This is a genomic window from Kribbella sp. NPDC059898, assembly GCF_042730855.1.
GTDB lineage: Bacteria > Actinomycetota > Actinomycetes > Propionibacteriales > Kribbellaceae > Kribbella.
In genome coordinates this window covers 120912-139974 of sequence record NZ_JBHWKR010000003.1, presented here as the reverse complement: position 1 = coordinate 139974, position 19063 = coordinate 120912, and the positions used below count along the sequence as shown (strand labels likewise).

Here is a 19063-nt window from a genome sequence, read left to right as displayed (position 1 = left end):
TTCGCTCAGTGTGCCTGAAGGTGCCCGGGAGCGCGCTGTTCAATCGCGTCGTGGTCAGACCGGGAACACGATGAAGTCGTCGCGCTCGATCCGGACCGGGTCCTCGCCTGCCTCGGCGAGTACGTCGACCAGCTCGGTGAGTACGGCGGGACGCAGCTGCAGGACGTGCTCGTCCGGGTGCTTGTCGGCGCCCATCTCGTAGTCCTTGCCGGGCTCCGTCGTCAGCTCGATGTGCGCACCCATTACCCATTCCACAGGATTGCCTGCGGCAACGAACTCGCCGAGCCGCGCGACACTGTCGCGGTACGCCGGCCAGTCGAAGACGTACAGCCTGCCCGGGTACAGCGAGTCGCCGCTGAACAGCAGCCGCGTCTCCCGGTCGTACAGCGCGAGGTGCGACGCGTGATGCCCGGGGATCGCGAGTACGTCGAGCACCCGCCCGCCGAGGTCGAGCTGCCGTACGCCGTGCGGCCAGTCGGCGAATCCGAAGTACCGGGCGACGTCCTCGGCCGCCCGGCCGACCGCCTCCGGGAACTCCGGGTCGCCGCCGACGTGGTCGCCGTGACCGTGCGTGTGGACGACGACCAGCTCCCGCTCCCCCGCGAGCGACTCGACCAGCGGGCGCAGCGGCACGTCGCCGGTGCCGGTGTCGAGGAGCAGGGCGCGCGTGTCACCCAGCAGCAGGTAGAGGAACGGGCCTTCGAAGCTGGTGCGGAGGGACTGGCGGACGATCGCCGTACGGTCGTCGTACCAGTGCACCTGGTGCGCGGGAGTCGACGGGTCGGTGCCGTCGTCCCAGCGGTCGGGGAAGCTCATGCCGGGAATTGTCGGTGACACCGGCGACAATTGCCCAGTGCGTAATGATCCGTCGGTGCTGCACGTCGACCTGGACGCGTTCTTCGCGGCCGTCGAGCAGCGGGACAAGCCGTCGCTGCGGGGCAAGCCCGTGGTCGTCGGCGGGATCGGCCTGCGCGGAGTGGTGTCGACCGCGTCGTACGAGGCGCGGCGGTACGGCGTACGGTCCGCGATGTCGACGGCCGAAGCACGCTCGCGCTGTCCGCACGCGGCGTACCTGGGTCCGCGGTTCGAGGTGTACCGGGAGACCAGCCGGGCGGTGATGGCGGAGATGCGGGCGCTGTCGCCGCTGGTCGAGCCGCTGTCGGTGGACGAGGCGTTCGTCGACCTGTCCGCGAGCGGGCTCTCCGGGCTGACCGTGGACGACGTACGGGCGATCGCCGACGACCTCAAGGCCGCGATCCGGAAGGCGAGCGGCGGGCTGACCGCGTCGGTCGGCGCGGGGACGTCGAAGCTGATCGCGAAGATCGCCAGCGACCTCGACAAGCCCGACGGCGTGGTCGTGGTGCCGGCCGGGACCGAGGCGGAGTTCCTGGCGCCGATGCAGGTGACCGTGATCCCGGGCGTCGGGCCGGCCACCGCGCAGCGGCTCAGCATGGCCGGCGTCCGGACCGTCGCCGACCTGCAGCAGCTCGACGAGGACGAGCTGATCCGCCAGGTCGGTTCGGCGCACGGCAGCAGCCTGCACCGGCTCGCGGTCGCCGCCGACGACCGCCCGGTGGTGAGCGACCGGGAGACGAAGTCGGTCAGCGTCGAGGACACGTTCGAGACCGACCTCATCGACCGCGCGCTGCTCACCGCGATCAGCGACCGGATGGCACACCGGGTCGCCGAGCGGCTCGGGAAGGCGCAGCTGTCCGGCCGGACCGTGACGGTCAAGACGCGGATGCACGACTTCACCACCCACACCCGGTCCTCGACCCTGGCCGGGCCGACCGACGACGCCCGGGTGATCGCGCGAGTGGCCCGGCGGCTGCTCGAGGAGAGCGAGATCGGCGGCGGAATCCGATTGCTCGGTGTAGGCGTGTCGTCACTCGCCGACTGGATCCAGGACGACCTGTTCACCGAGGACGAGCACGCGGCGAACCCGATCGAGGTCGTCGAGCTGCCGTCCCGGGCGCGCGACCAGCGCGGGTTCTTCCCCGGGCAGGACGTCGAGCATCCCGGCCACGGGCGGGGGTGGGTGTGGGGTTCGGGGCGCGGGCGGGTGACCGTCCGGTTCGAGACCGCGGAGACCCCGGCGGGGCCGGTGCGGACGTTCTCGGTGGACGATCCGGCGCTCACCAAAGTGCAGCACACGGATGCGGATGCAGACGGCGAACCCGAAACCGACCACAATGGGTCAGGTGACTGACGAGCGGCGGGGTGTGTACCCGTTCTGCGCCCCGTGTACGGCGGCGTCGGAGGCCTGGCGTGCCGCCGAACTGACAGGACCGAAGGGCGGCCGCTTCTACGGCCACCACGACGTCTGCGAGAACTGCGGATCCTCGGTGCGGACCCTCTACAACACGGTGCTGTGGGTGCCGGTGTCGAAGGCCGGGCGGTACCGGATCATCCCGACCGGCGGCCGGTCGTACGTCGCCCGCCGGGTGGTGGACGAGCCGGTGCAGGCCGTCGTACGGCGGGAGGCGGTGTCGGCCGCGCATCCCGAGCTGGACGCGAGCCCGGAGTACCGGCTGGCCGAGGCATGCTGGGCGGAGAGCGAGCCCGGGCACGCGCTGCCGCACTATCAGGCGGCGCTGGTCGAGCGGGAGAACGTGCTGGCCGCGGACGACCCGGCGACGCTACGGGTGCGGCTGCGGGTCGCGCAGGGGTTGCTGGCGACGGCGAACTACGGGCGGGCGATCGCGTGGTTCGAGCTGATCACGCCGCAGCTGGTCGCGGCGTTCGGACCGCATCACGAGCTGACGCGGGCGGCGACGGAAGCGGTGACGGGCGCGCGGCTGATGGTGGGCGGGCCGCGGTCGGAGGCGTTGCTGCTGGCCGACATCGTTGCCGCCGACATCCATCGGCTCAGCGCGGCGGATCCGCAGCTGTTGCGCGATCGGGCCGCGTTGGGGAAGGCGTTGCTGGCGTGCGGGGACATCTCGGACGCGGTGGAGGCGCTGATCCAAGTGGTGCGCGACGCCGTACCCGGGCATCCGGACACTGCTGTCTATCGGGCGGCGTTGACGGAGGCGTGCGAGGTTGCGGAGGCGCGTGGGAAGAAGCGGGACGTGCAGTTGGCCGGGGCGGCGCGGCAGTTGCTCAGCCGCGCAGACGCACCGACAAGCAGGTGACGCACCCCTCCAGCTTCTCGAACTCGCTGATGTCGACAACGATCGGCGAGTAGCCAAGGGCTGCGAACAGCTCGGCGGACTTGGGCGCGGACGCGGCCATCAACAGGCGGTCGTCATCCAGCAGTACGACGTGCGCCCCCGCCTCCTCAGGCACGGCCCGGAAGCTGTCGAACACCCCCGGGTCGTCCACGAGCGGCTCGTACCCGATCACAGTCCCATCAGGCAAAGCCGTCACCGCAGACTTCAGATGCAGCACCTTCCGCACCGGAACAGCACGTACGTCTGCGGTTGGGAGGGCTGCGCGGAGCTGGTCGATCGCAGCCGCGTTGGTGCGGCCGCCTTCGCCTACGTAGATGGTTGTTCCGATCTTCAGGACGTCGCCGCCGTCGAGGGTGCCGGGGGCGGTGATCGGGATGGTGCGGTAGCCGTGGGTGGCGACTGTTTGGGCGGCGGCTGGTGCTTCGGGGCGACGTTCTTCCGCGCCGGCTCGGGCGATAACGGCTACGTCGCCGTACACGACCATCGTGTCCTCGATGAAGACGCTGTCGGGGCAGTCGTCGATCGGTGGTACTTCGATTGTGGTCCAGCCCGCGGCGTGGAGCGCGTCGACGTACAACTCCCACTGCCGCATCGCCAGCGCGACGTCGACCGGCTGTCGCTGGATGTGCGTGACGAGACCTTCGGCCAGGCGTGGGCTGGGGCGGCGGATCAGCGCTCTCTGCAGGGTCACAGCACCAGTTTGAGGCCTTCGTCCGCCGCGATCACTTCCCCCACGAACACGGCGGCAGCCTCGCGCACCGACACCGCCCGATCCGACCCGGGCCAGAAGTGCGTCAGCAGCAACCGCCGCGCACCCCGAGCGCCGTACGCCGCTTCCGCCGCCGTCATCAGATACTCGTCCGAAGCCTCACCCTGGAGCGTGGCGTCCGAGATGAACAGGTCGGTCCCCTCGGCGAGCTTTCGCAGTTCGGGCGACGGTCCGCTGTCGCCTGTATAGGCAACCGAAACTCCAGGCGCCGACAGCCGCACCCCGAGATTCGTCGTGTAGTGCGGGAGTTCCACCGTCAATGCGTCGAACGGCCCGATCCGCGTCGTCGACGCCAGGTCGTGTACGTCGAACACGTCGGCCGGATCCAGGTTCGGCTCGAGCGCCCGCAGTAGGTCGAGCACACCCGGAGCGCAGTGCAACGCGACCGGGTCCGCGCCGGGCGCCTCGTAATGCCGAACGCGGGCGAGGGCGCTCACGTCGACGCAGTGGTCCGGATGCTGGTGGGTGACCACGACGGCATCCACTGCGCCGTGAGGGCAGTGCTCCAGGAGACGTGGCAGAGCGGCGTACCCGAGATCGAGCACGACGCGGAACCCGTCGTACTCCAGCAGGAATCCGGCGCACGCGCGACCCGCCTCGGGCCACGCCCCGCACGACCCGAGGACGGTCAGCGACCTCACGCGAACGGCTGGTTCGACGGCACGATCTCCTTGCCGAGCGGCAGCAGCGAGACCGGGATCAGCTTGAAGTTCGCGACGCCGAGCGGGATGCCGATGATCGTCAGGCAGAGCGCGATCCCGGTGGTGAGGTGGCCGAGCGCCAGCCACCAGCCGGCGAAGACGATCCAGATCAGGTTGCCGAGCAGCGCGCCCGCGCCGGCGGTGGGCTTGTCGACGACGGTCCGGCCGAACGGCCACAGCGTGTACCCGGCGATCCGGAACGCGGCGATGCCGAACGGGATCGTGACGATCAGCACGCAGCAGATGATCCCGGCGAGCGCGTACCCGACCGCCAGCCAGAACCCGGCCAGCACCAGCCAGATCAGGTTGAGAAGCGTCTTCATGCCTCCCAGCGTGCCACCTGACGGGTGTGTTCCCGGACGAGTTCGGCCACAAGCCCGGGTTCGTTCCGGGGCATCCAGTGGCCGCCCCTGACCACCTTCACGGTCAGGTTCGGGGCCCAGCGCGCGATGTCGGTCTGCAGCGGGGTCGTGACGAACGGGTCCGCGTCGGGCGAGACGGCGAGGACGGGTACGTCGGTACGCCGTTCTGCCGGTCGTCGGAGGCGTGGGAGGACGTTGGCGCGGTACAGCTTCATGCCGTTGACGTAGTCGCTGAGTTCACGGTTGTCGTCGGGCGGTTGTGGTTCGAGGCGGTTGAAGGCGCGTTGGGCCCAGCCCCTTCGCCAGGCGAGCTCGGGGAGGTAGGGGAGGTGGAAGTAGAAGACGTACCAGGAGTGGAGCAGTTGTTTTAGTGCTGCTCTGTTGGCCCGGCGGATGAAGTACCCGGCGTGATCGAGTGATGGCCCTGAAATGCTGGTGAAGGAAGTGATCTGGTCTTTGAGCCGCGGGTCGGTGACGGAGTGCCAGGTTTGGATGGAGCCCCAGTCGTGGGCCAGGACGTGTGCCGTGCGGCCGTTCAGCACTGCCTCGAAGTCCTCTTGGAGGCGGTCCAGGGTGTACGCGGACGTGGTGGTCGGGTGGTCGGATTCGCCGGCGCCGCGGACGTCGTACGTGACGACCTCGAAGTCCTCCGCGAGGTCCTCCGCGACCTGGTCCCACAGCGCGGCGTTGTCCGGATAGCCGTGCACACAGACGAGAACCGGAGCGCCGGGATTGGGATAGGTGTTGACGGCGATCCGGGTGCCGTCGGCGCTAGTAGCTGTCGACTTCGAGGGTGGCAAAGGTCAGCCCCGCTTTCACCAGACGGTTGCGCAGCGCCGGTCCCATCGCCGCTGCTGTGGTGGTTTGACCGGCAGTCTCCGGGAGGTCGTCGAGCGCGAGACACAGGGTGCTTTCGCCGAGCATCTTCGCGGTCTCGTCGTACCCGGGGTCGCGGCCGGCGACCTCGGTGACGACCTGCTTGCCGCCGCCGCGTCCGACGAAGCGGACGTTGAACCACGAGCGAGCCCGCGTCTCCGCGCTCGGCCCGTCGCCGGGCTGAAGCCGCTTCAGCAACGCGTTCCGCACCGGCGGCACCTGCGCGCCGGCGACCAGCAGTCCCACACCACCGATGCCCGCGGCAACAGTCGGCAGCCGTTTCACAGCGGCGTAGTGCGAGTACCGGAAGTCCGGCCCGTAGCGCTCCAGCAGCCGCGCCGAGAACCCCACGATCTGCGGATCGATCGTCGGCAACGGAACCGCCCAGAACCCTTGCTCACGGTGGATCGTCCCCGCCACGGCCCGCGCCTTCCGCCCCTGTGGCCGCGGCTCGGCGACCCGCCGGGCCCGATGCGCCTCCAGGTTCTGCTTCGGCCGCGAGAACGCCGTGATCGCGGTGTGGAACGTCCCGCCCGACGGCCGTCCGCCGGCCCGCAGCAGCCCGTCGACCTGGATCGGCACGTTCTCCGGCAACTGCTCCACGGTGAACTGCACCCCGAGGTCGTACGGGATCGAGTCGAACCCGCACGCGTGCACGATCCGCGCACCGGTCTCGGTCGCGCGGCCGTGGTACCGCACGTACATCCGGTCCAGGAACTCCGGCTCACCGGTCAGGTCGAGGTACCCCGTCCCCGCCTCGGCGCACGCCGCGACCAGCGCCTCGCCGTACTGCACATATGGCCCGACAGTCGTCGCGACCACCTTCGTCGACTCCGCCAGCTCCCGCAGCGAACGCGGGTCGGTGACGTCGGCGTACACGATGTCGCGGCCGAACCGCTCGAGCTTCGACTTGTTGCGTCCGGCAACGGCCCAGCGGAAACCCTCGGGCGCGTTCTTCGCCAGGTACTCCGCGGTCAGCGCCCCGGTGAACCCCGACGCGCCCAGCAGTACGGCGTCGTAGACGCGGCTCATCGTCCCGCAGCCTTCTCCGCGTCGGCCAGTCCGCCCGCGCCGGTCGGCCTCGACGACGCCTCGGCGCCGCGGTTCTGGACGTCGGCGAGCGCGGCGGCGTCCGCCTTCGGCACGCTGAACCGCGAACCCGCCTCGATGAGGTGCGGCAGCGCCCAGCGGACGACCTTCAGCGCGCCGATCCAGCCCGGCACATGCACAGTCCGCGAACGCTTCGTGATCCCCTCCACGAACTTGCCGACCGCGAAGTCCAGCGGGTACGTCCTGCTCACCATCGGGATCCCGGTCCGCACCTTGCCGAACACCGGGTGCGTGTCGACGCCGCGGACCATGTCGGTGTCGACGAACGTCATGTGCGCGACCCCGACGCGGACCCCGAGGTGCTTCAGCTCCGGCCGCAGCGTGTCGCCCATCGCCTCGACGCCGGCCTTCGCCACGTTGTACGACGCCAGCCCCGGGATGTGCACGATCGCCGCCAGCGACGACACCAGCAGCAGGTAGCCCTTGCTCTCCAGCAGGTACGGCAGTGTCAGGTGCACGGTCCGCCAGACGCCGAGCAGGTCCACGTCGATGACGCGTTCCCAGGCCTTCGGGTCCATGCTCCGGGTGAAGCCCGGGGCGGCGATCCCGGCGTTCGCCATCACGACGTCGATCCGCCCGTACCGCTCCGCGATCCCCTCGACGGCGGCCTGCAGCGAGTCGACGTCGGTGACGTCGGCCTCCCACCAGCCGGCGTCCGCGCCGCAGTCCTCGGCGACCTTCTTCAGCTCGTCCGGCTCCAGGCCGACGAGGGCGAGCTTGGCGCCGTCCTGCGCCAGCTTCCGGGCGACCGCGGCGCCGATCCCCCGGGAGGCTCCGGTGACGAGCACGACTTGACCGGCCAACGGACGCATCGGGAACCTCCAGCTTGTTGAGTGGATACTCAACAGTAAGTGCTTGTTGACCATTTACTCAATAGACTGTCCGCTATGAGCCGGACCACTTCCCGCCTGCGCCCGGACCAGCGGCGTACGCAGATCCTCGAGGCCGCCCGCCGGGTGCTGCTGGCGGACCCGCACCGGGAACTCACCGTCGAGCTGGTCGCCGCCGAGGCCGGCGTCTCCCCCGCGCTGCTGTTCCACTACTTCGGCTCGAAGAAGAAGTTCCAGTACGCCGTCATCGAGGAGGCGGCCGCCGAGGTCATGCTGCGGACCGCCCCGGACCCGTCGCTGCCGCCGGACGAGCAGCTCCGCGCCGGCATCCGCGCGTTCGTCCGCGCCGTCCTCGAGGCGCCGCAGCTGTACCGCGCGACGCTGCTGATGTCCGCGGCCGGCGACCCCGAGATCCGGGCACTGCACTCCGAGCTGCGGCGGGTGTTCAGCCAGTGGGTGATCGGCGCGGTCGCCGAGCGTGGCATCGAGGTCACCCCCGTCGTCGAGCTCGCCTGCCACGGCTGGCAGGGTTACGTCGAACAGACCCTGCTGGTCTGGATCGACGACCCGACCGTCGCGCCGGAGGCTCTCGAGCACCTGTGCGAGCGATCGCTGGACGCCATTCTCTCTACGACAGAAGAGTGAGATGAACAAGTTCTTCCTGATCGTCCACATTCTCGCCGCGATCCTCACCGTCGGCCCGATCACGATCGCGGCCAGCATGTTCCCGCCGCTGGTGAAGAAGATGCTGACCGCCGAGACGCCGGACGCGGGCGGCCTGCAGGTGCTGCACCGGATCACCCAGGTGTACGCGTGGGCGAGCCTCGCGGTCCCGCTGTTCGGATTCGCGCTCGCGGGCAGCATGCACGTGATGGGCGAGGCGTGGCTGATCATCTCGATCGTTCTGACGCTGGCCGCCGCGCTGGTGCTCGCATACCTCGTGGTGCCGGCCCAGTCGGCTGTGCTGGCCGTCGCCGGCGGTACGCGGGAGGAGCGAGCCGGCGTACTGCCCAAGGCGAAGCTGCTGTCGATGACGTCCGGTATCTTCGCGCTGCTCTGGCTGGTCGTGCTGGTCCTGATGGTGGTCAAGCCCGGTCATCACGCAGGGTAAGGTGCCAGCCGTGCTGACGGTTGCCACGGTGAACGTGAACGGGATCAGGGCCGCCTTCCGGCGCGGGATGGGGCCGTGGTTGCAGGACGTCGACCCGGACCTGTTGCTGATGCAGGAAGTCCGCGCGCCGGACGACGTACTGCGCGACCTGCTCGGCGGCGACTGGAACATCGCGCACGCCGAGCCGGCGATCGACAGGCACAAGGGCCGCGCCGGTGTCGCGGTGGCGACCCGGCGGCCGGTCAAGGGCGAGCGCGGCGAGATCGGGCCGGAACGGTTCGACGGCACCGGCCGGTGGGTCGAGGCGGACGTGGTGCTCGACGACGGGTCGATGCTGACGGCGGTCAGTACGTACGTATTCACCGGCGAGTTCGAGACGCCGCCGCGGCAGGAGGAGAAGTACGCGTTCCTGGACGCGATCACCGCACGGCTGGCCGAGCTGCGCGCCGACGGCCGGCACGTGGTGATGTGCGGCGACCTGAACATCGCGCACCGCGAGGAAGACCTGAAGGCCTGGAAGGCGAACCGGAAGAAGAGTGGCTTCCTGCCCGAGGAACGCGCCTGGCTGGACCGCCTGTTCGACGCCGGCTGGGTCGACCTCGGCCGCAGGTTCGGCGGCGACGGCCCCGGCCCGTACTCGTGGTGGTCCTGGCGCGGCAAGGCCTTCGACAACGACGCCGGCTGGCGGATCGACTACCAGATCGCCTCCCCCGAATTCGCCGCCACCGCGAAGAACTGCGTCGTCCACCGCGCCCCGACGTACGCCGAACGCTGGAGCGACCACGCCCCGGTCGTCGCGACGTACGCCGTGTGACCGACCCCCTGGCCCACCTAGTGTGAGCGTTCGAGGTCTGACGAGGGAGAGGACGCCAACGCATGAACACGCCACCGGCTGCGAGCGAGCGGACCGACGGATCATCAGTGCGAATCGGCGCTCTGGTTCCGCTCACCCGGCCCGGCTGGGTCGAGGCAGGGCGGCATCTGCTCGCTGGGCTCGAGCTGGCCGCCCGCGAAGTCAATGACGCCGGCGGGATCGCCGGACGACCACTCGAGCTGGTCGTCCGCGACACCGCCGCTGATCCACAGAAGGCCGCGGCGGCCGTGGACGAATTGGCCGGCCTGGGCGTGGCGGCCTTGGCCGGGGAATATCACAGTGTCGTGGCGCGCACCGCTGCCGCCAGGGCCGACGCCCTCAGGCTGCCGTTTCTCTGCTCGTCGGCGGTTCTCGACGCGCTCACCGAACAACCAACGGACTGGGTCGCGCGCCTCGCCCCACCGCAGTCCCGCGGGTGGCAGCTCTACGCCGACTTCCTCCTCCGCGCGGGCCACCGCCGAATCGCGGTAGCTACCCAGCCGACCGTCTACTGGGCGTCCGGGACCCGCGTCCTGCGGGACAGCCTCGCGCGACGTGGCGGCGCTGTCATCGAACTCGACATGAGCGCGCTCACCCCCGCAGAGCTGTGCGACGAGCTCGCCGCTCAGGGGGCGACGGCCCTCCTTCTGCTGGTCGGCCATCCGGAGCCGGCCGTGCCGATCGTCAAGGCGGTTCGCCGCGACCAGCGCCTCGCCGAGGTCATGCTGGGTGCTCCGGCAGGGCAACCGGAGTTCACCGAATGGGCGGCGTTGCTCGGCGATCACGGCGCCGCGATCCCGTTCCTGCGCTACCTGCCCGAGCGCCTCGGGCCGCTCGGTGCACGAGTCGGGACCGCGCTCCGCGAACGGCTCGGCGGAGCGCCCTCCTTCGTCGCCTTCGAGGGCTACGACACGGTCGCCGTACTCGCCGACGTACTGCGTTCTCAGGGCGCGGGCCGGGCGCGCATTGCCGGCTTCTGGCCGCACGTTGCCGTCGAGGGCACTCGTGGGCGGATCCAGTTCTCCCGCACGCCAGGCATCAGTGTTTGGCAATGGGCCGGTACGCCGATCCAGGTCGCCGATCGAGATCCGGCGGAACCCGATACCTTCCGGATCCTGCACGCCGGCGGTGAGAGCACGGCGGCCCGACCGCCCACCATCTGAAGTGGGTTGTTCGCGGCGGTTCACCGGTCGTCTGGTGGCGCGGGTAGTCTCGCCGCATGGCTGAGAACTCTCCTGTGACGCCGCCGACTGCGGCGCGGAAGCCGGTGGAACGGACGCACCACGGTGACACGTTCGTCGACGAGTACGAGTGGTTGCGGGACAAGGAAGACGACGAGGTACTGGCGTACCTGCGGGCCGAGAACGCCTACACCGAGGCGCGTACGGCGCACCAGGAATCGTTGCGTGAGGCAATCTTCAAGGAGATCTCGGACCGCACGCTGCAGACCGACCTGAGCGTGCCCGCCCGCCGCGGCGGGTACTGGTACTACTCGCGCACGATCGAGGGACAGCAGTACGCGCTGCACTGCCGGGTGCGGGCCGACGGCGACCAGCCGCCCGCGACCGACGGGGCGATCGCCGGCGAAGAGGTGATGCTGGACGGCAACGAGGTCGCGGGCGACTCGGAGTTCTTCTCGCTCGGCACCGTCGACGTCTCCCCCGACGGCCGGCTGCTCGCGTACTCCGTGGACGTCAAGGGCGACGAGCGGTTCACGCTACGGATCAAGGACCTGAGCACCGGTGAGCTGCTCCCGGACGAGCTGCCCGACGTGCACTACGGCTCCGCGTGGTCCGCGGACAACTCCACGCTGTTCTACACCAAGGTCGACGACGCCTGGCGCCCGTTCCAGGTCTGGCGGCACACCCTCGGTACGACGGACGACGTCCTCGTGATGGAGGAGCCGGACGAGCGGTTCTGGATCGGCGTCGACCTGACCCGCAACGAGCGGGCGATCCTGATCGCGCTCGGCAGCAAGCTGACCAGCGAGGTCTGGCTGCTCGACGCGCAAAACCCGGCCGGGCAACCGGTCGTCGTGGCGCCGCGCCGCGAGGGCGTCGAGTACGACGTGGAGCACGCTGGCGACCAGCTGCTGATCACGCACAACGCCGAGGCCGCGAACTTCTCGCTGGCCTCCGCGCCGCTGGACTCCCCCGCCGACTGGACGACGTTGATCGAGGGCGACGAGACCAGCCGGCTGCTCGGCGCCGACGCGTTCGCCGACCACGTCATCCTGTACCGCCGCCGGAACGCGCTCACCGAGCTCGCGATCATGCGTCGTACCGGCGGCACCTTCGGCGCCCCGGAGGCGCTGGAGTTCGACGAGCCGATCTACACCGTGTCGCCCGGACGGAACGACGAGTGGCAGGACACCCGGTACCGGTTCGGCTACACGTCGCTCGTGACGCCCGGCTCGACGTACGACGTGGACGTGGCGACCGGCGAACGGCGACTGCTGAAGCAGCAGCCCGTGCTCGGCGGCGTCGACCTGAGCGAGTACACGCAGTACCGCGAGTGGGCGACCGCGCCGGACGGGACCGAGGTGCCGATCTCGATGGTCGCGCGCAAGGACGTCGCGAAGGACGGGAACGCGCCGGTCGTGCTGTACGGGTACGGCTCGTACGAGAGCTCGATGGACCCCTGGTTCTCGATCCCGCGGCTGTCGCTGCTGGACCGCGGCGTGGTGTTCGCGATCGCGCACGTCCGCGGCGGCGGCGAGCTCGGCCGGCACTGGTACGACAACGGCAAGATGCTCACCAAGCGGAACACGTTCACCGACTTCGTCGCAGCCGCCGAGCACCTGGTGCGGGCCGGCTGGACCAGGCCGGAACGGCTCGTCGCGCAGGGCGGCAGCGCCGGCGGCCTGCTGATGGGCGCGGTCGCGAACCTGGCCCCGGAAGCGTTTGCCGGAATCGTCGCCGAGGTCCCGTTCGTGGACGCGCTGACCACGATTCTGGACCCGTCGCTGCCGCTCACCGTGATCGAGTGGGAGGAATGGGGCAATCCGCTCGCGGACCCCGAGGTGTACGCGTACATGAAGTCCTACTCGCCGTACGAAAACGTCACCGCGCAGCACTATCCGGCCATCCTGGCGATCACCAGCCTGAACGACACCCGGGTGTTGTACGTCGAGCCGGCGAAGTGGGTGGCGAAACTCCGGGCGACCGCGACCGGTGAATCCGCGGTCCTGCTGAAGACCGAGATGGAGGCGGGGCACGGCGGCCGCAGCGGGCGGTACGACGCCTGGCGCGAGGTCGCGTTCTCGCTGGCCTGGGAACTCGACACCCTCGGCCTGAGCTGAAAAAGCGGGAATTTACCGCCCCTTGATGTGTGTTGTGCAACACATCAAGGGGCGGCGGTGCGCGCAATGAGGAATTGCTGCCAGGAACTCTCAGGGAACCTTCAGGGTGTTTACACACTGGTACCGGAATCTTGAACCCTACTCGAGCGTTGCTCTCCATGTAACGACGAAGGGAGTTTCGGTGGCTCGCATGGCTCGTGTCCGCAGCACGGACGACGGTATCGACGGCAAGGACAGCGTTGGCCTCTACCTTGAGGAGATCGCGCGCACGCCTTTGCTGACGGCTGAGGAAGAGGTCGAGCTCGCTGAGACGGTCGAGGCAGGACTCCTGGCGGAGCAACTGCTGGCCGAGGGGCGGGTTGGACGGAAGAAGGGCGGAGCGCCCAAATATGCGACGGAGGAAGAGCTGGAGTGGCTGGCCGACGAGGGCCGGCGCGCTCAGCAGCGGTTCGTGACCGCGAACCTCCGGCTCGTGGTGTCGATCGCGCGCCGCTACGGGCGGTCCCAGATGCCGCTGCTGGACCTGGTCCAGGAGGGCAACACGGGGCTGATCCGGGCGGTGGAGAAGTTCGACTACCGGAAGGGTTTCAAGTTCTCGACGTACGCGACCTGGTGGGTGCGGCAGGCGATCACCCGCGGTATCGCGCAGCAGGCCCGGGTGGTCCGGCTGCCGGTGCACGTGGTGGAGCAGCTGAACCAGATCGGGTCGGCACGGCGCACGCTGGAGCGCAAGCTCGGGCGGGAGCCGGAGATCGACGAGATCGCGGCGGAGCTGGGTCTGGAGGTGGAGCGGGTCACCGAACTGATCCGCATCGGCCGGGACCACATCAGCCTGAACAGCCCGGTCGACGACGAGGGTGAGACCTCGCTGGGCGACCTGATCGCGGCCGAGACCGCGCCGGGTCCGGACCAGTTGGTCGCCGACGCGTCGGACCGTTCGGGCCTGTTCAGCCTGGTCGACCAGCTCGACCCGCGGTCGGCGGACGTGATCCGGCGCCGGTACGGCCTGCACGACGGCCGCCAGGCGAAGCTGGCCGACATCGGCGCGGTGCACGGCATCTCGGCGGAGCGGGTGCGCCAGATCGAGCGTGAGGCGCTGGGCCGCCTGCGCCTGATGGCAGACCCGACCCTCGCCGCGTAGTACCTCACCCCGAAACCCCTCAGGACCCCTGGGCCACGATCTGGCCCGGGGGTCCTTTCGGTTGTCAGGCGGCCGCCGAGTTCCAGGAGTCGATCAACGTCGGCAGCTCGGACAGGCGCTGGACGGTGGCGTCCGGCGTCCCCTCCGTGTGGCCGATCTGCTCGCGCGGGATCGCGCTGTGCGGCAGGTGCGCGGCGCGCATGCCGGCGTTCTGCGCGCCCCAGACGTCGTCGAACAGCCGGTCGCCGACGAACAGGCACCGGGACGGATCGGACACCCCGACCGCCGCCATCGCCGCCAGGAACGCCTCCGGGTGCGGCTTGGTGTGCGCGATCTCGCTGGTGTAGACGGCCCCGTCGAACAGCTCGAGTACGCCGTCCCGCGCGAAGATCTGCTCGTGCCGCCGGCGCGGCCAGATCGTGTTCGACAGTACGCCGAGCTTGAGCCCGCCGGCCCGGAGCGCGTGCAGCGTCTCGACCGCGTCCGGCTCGAGGACAGTGTGCGGGTCCCACTGGCGCTCGTACTCCGCGAGGCCGTCCGGGGTCATCGCGATCTCGGCCAGCGCGCACACCTCGTCGAACGTGGCGCTGCGATGCTCGTCCCGGGACCGCCGCCACACGGAGCCCTCGGCCGCGACCAGCTTGGCCGCCAGCTCGTCGGCGTTCGCCTCGTCGAGCACGGTGGCCACCGCCCGCCAGGTGTCGTGCAGGGAGATGTCGTGCCAGGTTGCCAGCGTGCCGCCCCAGTCGAACAGCACGGCCTCGATCTTCACGTTCGTCACCTGGCAAAGCCTGCCAGAGCGCACCGACAGTTCTCGCGTCCTTTTCAGCTGAACCTGTTGACCTCGCGCCGCCGCGCCAGCCAGGTGACCGCGAAGGCATACGCCCCGAGGCAGATCGCGTCGGACACGAGCAGCGTCCACGGCGCGCCGCCCTGCTGGTTCCACTCACTGCCGTGACCCATTGCCAACGGCAACAAGAACGCGACCAGGTTGTTCGTCGCGTGCAGCGCGATCCCCGACTCCAGTCCCCCGGTCCGGACCGTCAACCAGCCGACCGTCACCGCGAACAGGAACACATCCGCCATCGCCCACCCGGTGTACCCGTGCGCCGACACGAACGCGGCCCCACCGACCACGATCCCGGGCCACGGCGACCGGAAGACCCGCCGCAGCCACGACGCCCGGCCCTCCACGCTGTCCGGCCCGTACGCCCCGATCGCCTGGATCACCCAGCCGCGGAACACGAACTCCTCCGCCGCCGACTGGAACGGCACCAGCACCAGGATCAGCAGCGCCGGTACGACGAACGCCCCGAAGCCGATCCACGACCCGCCCTCGTCGCCGATCGCGTCCTGCGGCGGGAACACCGCGTCGACGAGCAGGCCCATCAGGTACGACAGCACGACGTACCCGAGCGCCGGCACGCAGCACCAGAGCAGCCAGCGCCAGCGGATCCGGTTCAGCACCGAGGCGACGCTCCAGAACGGCCGCCGCTGCACCATCCACGCGGCCAGGCCGACGAGCGGCGTCAGGACGGCCAGCAGTACGAGCGAGAGCGCCAGGTTCTCGGTGTCGCTCGGGAAGATGTCGGCGCCCTTCGGCGCCGGGAACGGTCCGGCCACGAACTCGTGCACGAGCAGCCAGGCGACCGCCAGGGACAACATGACGATGAACGCCGTCGCGGTGAGCAGCACCGTGCCGAGGATCGGGCGCCACCAGGTGTGCTTCGGCGTCCGCGCCAGCCGGTGGTACGGCGTACCGGGAAGCGCCGGGACCACGCGCGGCTCACGGTACGGGTACGGCGCGCCCGTATGACCGTACGGCTGGGAGTAGGGCTGCGCGTAGGGCTGCAGGTACGGCCCCGGCGGAGGTGGCTGGTGCCCCGGCTGGGAGTATGGGCCCGGTTGCGGAGACGGCCCGGGCTGTTGCGGGTCCATGACTGGACTCTAGAAGATCGGGCCAACTGGACGGAGGGAGAGCACGGTGGGTACGGAACCGGATCGGGAGACGGACGCGCTGCCGCAGTCCGTGCTGATGCCACTGAGCGGCTCGGCCATCTTCCTCGTGGTGGAGATCCAGCCGGGCGGCGAGGACCGCGCCCGGGACCTGCTCGAGCGCCTCAGCGGTCTGGTGCGCTCCGTCGGCTTCCGCGTCCCGGCGGGCAAGCTTTCCTGCGTGACCGGCATCGGGTCGGACGCCTGGGACCGGCTGTTCAGCGGCCCCCGCCCGGCCGAGCTGCACCCGTTCGTCGAGCTCAAGGGCCGGACGCACCACGCGCCGTCGACACCCGGCGACCTGCTGTTCCACATCCGGGCCGCCCACCAGGACCAGTGCTTCGAGCTCGCCGCGCAGATCATGAACGCGCTCGACGGCGCCGCGACTGTCGTCGACGAGGTGCACGGCTTCAAGTACTTCGAGATGCGCGACCTGCTCGGGTTCGTCGACGGCACCGAGAACCCGACCGGCGCCGAGGCCCGGGACGCCGTCCTGGTCGGCGACGAGGACCCGGACTTCCGCGGCGGCAGCTACGTGATCGTGCAGAAGTACCTGCACGACCTGAAGGCGTGGAACTCGCTCACCGTCGAGCAGCAGGAACTCGCGGTCGGCCGCAGCAAGCTCGACGACATCGAGATGGACGACGCCAAGAAGCCCGGCAACGCGCACATCGTGCTGAACGTGGTCGAGGACGAGGACGGCAACGAGCTGCAGATCCTGCGCGACAACATGCCGTTCGGTGCTGTCGGCGCGCAGGAGTTCGGCACGTACTTCATCGGCTACGCGAAGACCCCGGCGGTCACCGAGCTGATGCTCCGGCGGATGTTCATCGGCGTACCGGAGGGCAACCACGACCGGCTGCTGGACTTCTCCACCGCGGTCACCGGCAGCCTGTACTTCACGCCGCCGGCGGAGTTCCTGGACGAACTTCCGCCGGCGCCGTGAGTGCTACTCGCCGAACAGCGGCGCGTCGACCACACTGCCCCAGCTGAAGTCGAGCTTGTCCCCGAACGTCGCCGGCACCTTGCCGAGCGCGTTGATCACGGTGGCCGTACCGTTGGCGTGCCCAACGGCGTACAGATAGCCCGCCTTCGCGTCCTTGTCGATGCCGAGCAGCAAGGTGCCGTAGTTGCCGCAGCGGGCGGTCTCCAGCGTCTCGAAGCCCTGCCAGGTTCGCGACCGGACCTGCTTCACGACCGGCTTCAGCGGATTGCTCAGCGGGATGTGGATCGTGTAGAGCGCGCCGCCCCGGGTTGTGGCGAGCAGCGTGTCGTACGTCGCCGTACGGCTGAGCAAGGTGATCGCCTTGACCGCCGAGAAGCCTGGGGAGGAACCGGCGGCCTCCCAGTGCTCGGGGCCGCCGTTCACCGGGTTCAGGTTCCAGCGGAAGAGCACGCCGTCGTTGCGCAGCGCGTACATCCGCGAGTTGGGGTCGTCCAGGGACCAGGAGTGCGTCAGGGTCTTGAAGACGCCCCAGCCGCTCCCGATCCGGGTCAGGCTGCTGCTGGCGACCTTGCCGCCGGTCCCCTTCTGCACCCACTGGTGTGCCTGGTACATCACGCCGCCGCTGACGACGTGCCCGTCCAGCGAGGTCTGGTCGCCGAAGTCGTCGTCCCAGGTCCACTGGCTGCTGAGTGAGATGGCCCGGCCGCCGAACGGGTTCTGCGCCATCACGTCCACCGGCTTCACGGAGATCGGCTTCGTCGCGTTGACGTACCGGTCGACGGTGTTGTTGTCGGAGGTGATCCCGCCGGACTGGATGTAGCAGGCATTGGCGGTCGGCGCCGCGGACGCCGTACCCATGCCGGTCAGCAGCGGCAGCGTCAGCGCGAGGCCCGCGGCCAGTGCGGTTGCACGTCGCATGGTCATTCCCCGTTCAGCGGTGGGTTGGCCCACGGCACGGCGGTCCAGCGGAAGTAGGTCTGGTCGCCGAACGTGGTGGGCACCTTGCCGAGGCTGTTGATCACCGTCGACGTGCCGTTCGCGTGGCCGACGGCGTACAGGTAGCCGGCCTTGGTGTCCTTGTCGATGCCGAGCAGGAGTACGCCGTACTGCCCGCAGCGTTCCGCGACGAGGCTCTCGAAGCCCTGCCACGTACGGGTGCGCACCTGCTTCACGATCGGCTTCATCGGCGACGACACCGGGATGCGGATCGTGTAGAGCGCGCCGCCTCGGGTGTTCGCGAGGAAGGTGTCGTACGTCCGGGTCTGGCTGATCAGCGTCATCGTCTTGACAGCGCTGAAGCCCGGATACGAGCCGTCAGCCTTCCATCCGTCGCGCCAGCGGAACAGCGTGCCGTCGTTGCGCAGGCCGTAGAAGTGCGTGTGCGCGAAGTTCGCGGCCGCGCCTTCGTCGTAGGTCGACTCCTCGAAGTACGTGAACTTGTCCCAGCCGCCACCGACCCGGCTGAACGTGACCTTGTCGGACGGAACCGCGCCGGTGCGGTAGATGGCCGAGTACAAGGTCGAGCCGAGCACGACCTCTCCGTAGTGGGCCAAGTCATCCGGGACCTCGGGCTCGATCACCCAGGTGCTGTGCAGCCGGGTCAGGCCGGGCCCGAAGCGTTTCGCGGCCTCGATCTGCTTCGTCGACGCGGTCGGTGGGGAGCCGGCCGTGATGCCCTGGCCGGTGTGATCGCCGGCGGCGTTCACGGAGCCCAGACTCATTTCGCACGCGGCTGTGGCCTGCGTGGTGTTCGTCGGTTGTGCGTTGGCGGGTAGCGGAGCCAGCAGGCCGGCTGTCAGCAGCGCGGCTGCGGCGGTACGTCGGTGCATCGTGATGATCCCCCTCGGGCGGCTAGCGCGTTCCTCAGCTCGATGCACGCCACTGGCGGAAAGTTG

At 69.7% G+C, this 19063-nt stretch carries 20 protein-coding genes; 9 read left to right on the top strand and 11 right to left on the bottom strand.

Features of this window, described 5'->3' with window-relative positions:
* Nucleotides 1–54 precede the first annotated feature (54 nt).
* Nucleotides 55–816 carry an MBL fold metallo-hydrolase gene (locus tag ACFV9C_RS10800; protein ID WP_380192551.1) on the bottom strand — a complete coding sequence of 254 codons (762 nt, stop codon included), beginning with the start codon at nt 814–816 and terminating at the stop codon, nt 55–57.
* Nucleotides 817–853: 37 nt separating this feature from the next.
* Between ACFV9C_RS10800 and ACFV9C_RS10795 the strand changes: the two genes are divergently transcribed.
* The gene (locus ACFV9C_RS10795; protein ID WP_380192550.1) at nt 854–2209 is read left to right on the top strand and encodes a DNA polymerase IV; all 1356 of its coding nucleotides are present in this window, start codon (nt 854–856) and stop codon (nt 2207–2209) included.
* Nucleotides 2202–3134 (top strand): hypothetical protein, encoded by a 933-nt coding sequence (locus ACFV9C_RS10790; protein ID WP_380192548.1) that lies wholly within the window; start codon nt 2202–2204, stop codon nt 3132–3134. Before ACFV9C_RS10795 ends, ACFV9C_RS10790 begins: the two co-directional genes overlap by 8 nt.
* Here ACFV9C_RS10790 and ddaH read toward each other — a convergent pair.
* Genes ddaH through ACFV9C_RS10760 form a run of 6 tightly spaced genes read right to left on the bottom strand, consistent with a single transcriptional unit; the run spans nt 3103 to nt 7803 of the window.
* Nucleotides 3103–3864, bottom strand: coding sequence for a dimethylargininase (ddaH, locus tag ACFV9C_RS10785; RefSeq protein WP_380192547.1), 762 nt, complete (start codon nt 3862–3864; stop codon nt 3103–3105). The two genes, ACFV9C_RS10790 and ddaH, sit on opposite strands and share 32 nt — an antisense overlap.
* The gene (locus ACFV9C_RS10780) at nt 3861–4583 is read right to left on the bottom strand and encodes an MBL fold metallo-hydrolase (protein WP_380192545.1); all 723 of its coding nucleotides are present in this window, start codon (nt 4581–4583) and stop codon (nt 3861–3863) included. Before ACFV9C_RS10780 ends, ddaH begins: the two co-directional genes overlap by 4 nt.
* The gene (locus ACFV9C_RS10775; RefSeq protein ID WP_380192543.1) at nt 4580–4966 is read right to left on the bottom strand and encodes a YccF domain-containing protein; all 387 of its coding nucleotides are present in this window, start codon (nt 4964–4966) and stop codon (nt 4580–4582) included. Before ACFV9C_RS10775 ends, ACFV9C_RS10780 begins: the two co-directional genes overlap by 4 nt.
* Nucleotides 4963–5805 carry an alpha/beta fold hydrolase gene (locus ACFV9C_RS10770; protein WP_380192542.1) on the bottom strand — a complete coding sequence of 281 codons (843 nt, stop codon included), beginning with the start codon at nt 5803–5805 and terminating at the stop codon, nt 4963–4965. The genes ACFV9C_RS10775 and ACFV9C_RS10770 overlap by 4 nt, the downstream gene beginning before the upstream one ends.
* The gene (locus ACFV9C_RS10765; RefSeq protein ID WP_380192540.1) at nt 5777–6913 is read right to left on the bottom strand and encodes a saccharopine dehydrogenase family protein; all 1137 of its coding nucleotides are present in this window, start codon (nt 6911–6913) and stop codon (nt 5777–5779) included. The genes ACFV9C_RS10770 and ACFV9C_RS10765 overlap by 29 nt, the downstream gene beginning before the upstream one ends.
* Nucleotides 6910–7803: an SDR family oxidoreductase gene (locus ACFV9C_RS10760; protein WP_380192539.1), complete on the bottom strand. Its 894-nt coding sequence runs from the start codon at nt 7801–7803 to the stop codon at nt 6910–6912. Before ACFV9C_RS10760 ends, ACFV9C_RS10765 begins: the two co-directional genes overlap by 4 nt.
* Nucleotides 7804–7878: 75 nt before the next feature.
* Between ACFV9C_RS10760 and ACFV9C_RS10755 the strand changes: the two genes are divergently transcribed.
* The 6 genes from ACFV9C_RS10755 to ACFV9C_RS10730 all read left to right on the top strand — a co-directional run bounded on the left by ACFV9C_RS10755 (nt 7879) and on the right by ACFV9C_RS10730 (nt 14227).
* Nucleotides 7879–8466: a TetR/AcrR family transcriptional regulator gene (locus tag ACFV9C_RS10755; RefSeq protein WP_380192537.1), complete on the top strand. Its 588-nt coding sequence runs from the start codon at nt 7879–7881 to the stop codon at nt 8464–8466.
* A gap of 1 nt (nt 8467) precedes the next feature.
* Nucleotides 8468–8932, top strand: a complete 465-nt coding sequence (locus ACFV9C_RS10750; protein WP_380192535.1) for a hypothetical protein — start codon at nt 8468–8470, stop codon at nt 8930–8932.
* 10 nt (nt 8933–8942) lie between these two features.
* Nucleotides 8943–9746 carry an exodeoxyribonuclease III gene (gene xth / locus ACFV9C_RS10745; RefSeq protein ID WP_380192534.1) on the top strand — a complete coding sequence of 268 codons (804 nt, stop codon included), beginning with the start codon at nt 8943–8945 and terminating at the stop codon, nt 9744–9746.
* A gap of 62 nt (nt 9747–9808) precedes the next feature.
* Entirely contained in the window at nt 9809–10948 is a 1140-nt protein-coding gene (locus tag ACFV9C_RS10740) for an ABC transporter substrate-binding protein (RefSeq protein WP_380192532.1), read from the top strand.
* Nucleotides 10949–11004: 56 nt separating this feature from the next.
* Complete coding sequence (locus ACFV9C_RS10735; RefSeq protein WP_380192530.1) at nt 11005–13086, top strand: S9 family peptidase; 2082 nt, start codon at nt 11005–11007, stop codon at nt 13084–13086.
* Nucleotides 13087–13267: 181 nt separating this feature from the next.
* Entirely contained in the window at nt 13268–14227 is a 960-nt protein-coding gene (locus tag ACFV9C_RS10730; RefSeq protein WP_380192529.1) for an RNA polymerase sigma factor RpoD/SigA, read from the top strand.
* 64 nt (nt 14228–14291) lie between these two features.
* Here ACFV9C_RS10730 and ACFV9C_RS10725 read toward each other — a convergent pair whose 3' ends face one another.
* Both ACFV9C_RS10725 and ACFV9C_RS10720 read right to left on the bottom strand, forming a co-directional pair.
* The gene (locus ACFV9C_RS10725; protein ID WP_380192528.1) at nt 14292–15008 is read right to left on the bottom strand and encodes an HAD family hydrolase; all 717 of its coding nucleotides are present in this window, start codon (nt 15006–15008) and stop codon (nt 14292–14294) included.
* A 44-nt stretch (nt 15009–15052) separates the two neighbouring features.
* Entirely contained in the window at nt 15053–16165 is a 1113-nt protein-coding gene (locus ACFV9C_RS10720; RefSeq protein ID WP_380192526.1) for a CPBP family intramembrane glutamic endopeptidase, read from the bottom strand.
* A 46-nt stretch (nt 16166–16211) separates the two neighbouring features.
* Here ACFV9C_RS10720 and ACFV9C_RS10715 point away from each other — a divergent pair, with 46 nt between their 5' ends.
* Entirely contained in the window at nt 16212–17168 is a 957-nt protein-coding gene (locus tag ACFV9C_RS10715) for a Dyp-type peroxidase (RefSeq protein WP_380192524.1), read from the top strand.
* Between the two features lie 3 nt (nt 17169–17171).
* On the opposite strand, the gene ACFV9C_RS10710 is transcribed toward ACFV9C_RS10715, so the two are convergent.
* Together ACFV9C_RS10710 and ACFV9C_RS10705 are read right to left on the bottom strand one after the other, a co-directional pair.
* Nucleotides 17172–18086, bottom strand: a complete 915-nt coding sequence (locus ACFV9C_RS10710) for a hypothetical protein (RefSeq protein WP_380192522.1) — start codon at nt 18084–18086, stop codon at nt 17172–17174.
* 2 nt (nt 18087–18088) lie between these two features.
* The gene (locus ACFV9C_RS10705) at nt 18089–18997 is read right to left on the bottom strand and encodes a hypothetical protein (RefSeq protein ID WP_380192520.1); all 909 of its coding nucleotides are present in this window, start codon (nt 18995–18997) and stop codon (nt 18089–18091) included.
* Between the last annotated feature and the right edge of the window lie 66 nt (nt 18998–19063).

Coding starts and splice junctions, on each gene's coding strand:
- ACFV9C_RS10800 (WP_380192551.1), bottom strand. CDS start 816: ATGAGCTTCCCCGACCGCTGGGACGACGGCACCGACCCGTCGACTCCC.
- ACFV9C_RS10775 (WP_380192543.1), bottom strand. CDS start 4,966: ATGAAGACGCTTCTCAACCTGATCTGGCTGGTGCTGGCCGGGTTCTGG.
- ACFV9C_RS10765 (WP_380192540.1), bottom strand. CDS start 6,913: ATGAGCCGCGTCTACGACGCCGTACTGCTGGGCGCGTCGGGGTTCACC.
- ACFV9C_RS10760 (WP_380192539.1), bottom strand. CDS start 7,803: ATGCGTCCGTTGGCCGGTCAAGTCGTGCTCGTCACCGGAGCCTCCCGG.
- ACFV9C_RS10755 (WP_380192537.1), top strand. CDS start 7,879: ATGAGCCGGACCACTTCCCGCCTGCGCCCGGACCAGCGGCGTACGCAG.
- ACFV9C_RS10750 (WP_380192535.1), top strand. CDS start 8,468: ATGAACAAGTTCTTCCTGATCGTCCACATTCTCGCCGCGATCCTCACC.
- ACFV9C_RS10740 (WP_380192532.1), top strand. CDS start 9,809: ATGAACACGCCACCGGCTGCGAGCGAGCGGACCGACGGATCATCAGTG.
- ACFV9C_RS10735 (WP_380192530.1), top strand. CDS start 11,005: ATGGCTGAGAACTCTCCTGTGACGCCGCCGACTGCGGCGCGGAAGCCG.
- ACFV9C_RS10720 (WP_380192526.1), bottom strand. CDS start 16,165: ATGGACCCGCAACAGCCCGGGCCGTCTCCGCAACCGGGCCCATACTCC.
- ACFV9C_RS10710 (WP_380192522.1), bottom strand. CDS start 18,086: ATGCGACGTGCAACCGCACTGGCCGCGGGCCTCGCGCTGACGCTGCCG.
- ACFV9C_RS10705 (WP_380192520.1), bottom strand. CDS start 18,997: ATGCACCGACGTACCGCCGCAGCCGCGCTGCTGACAGCCGGCCTGCTG.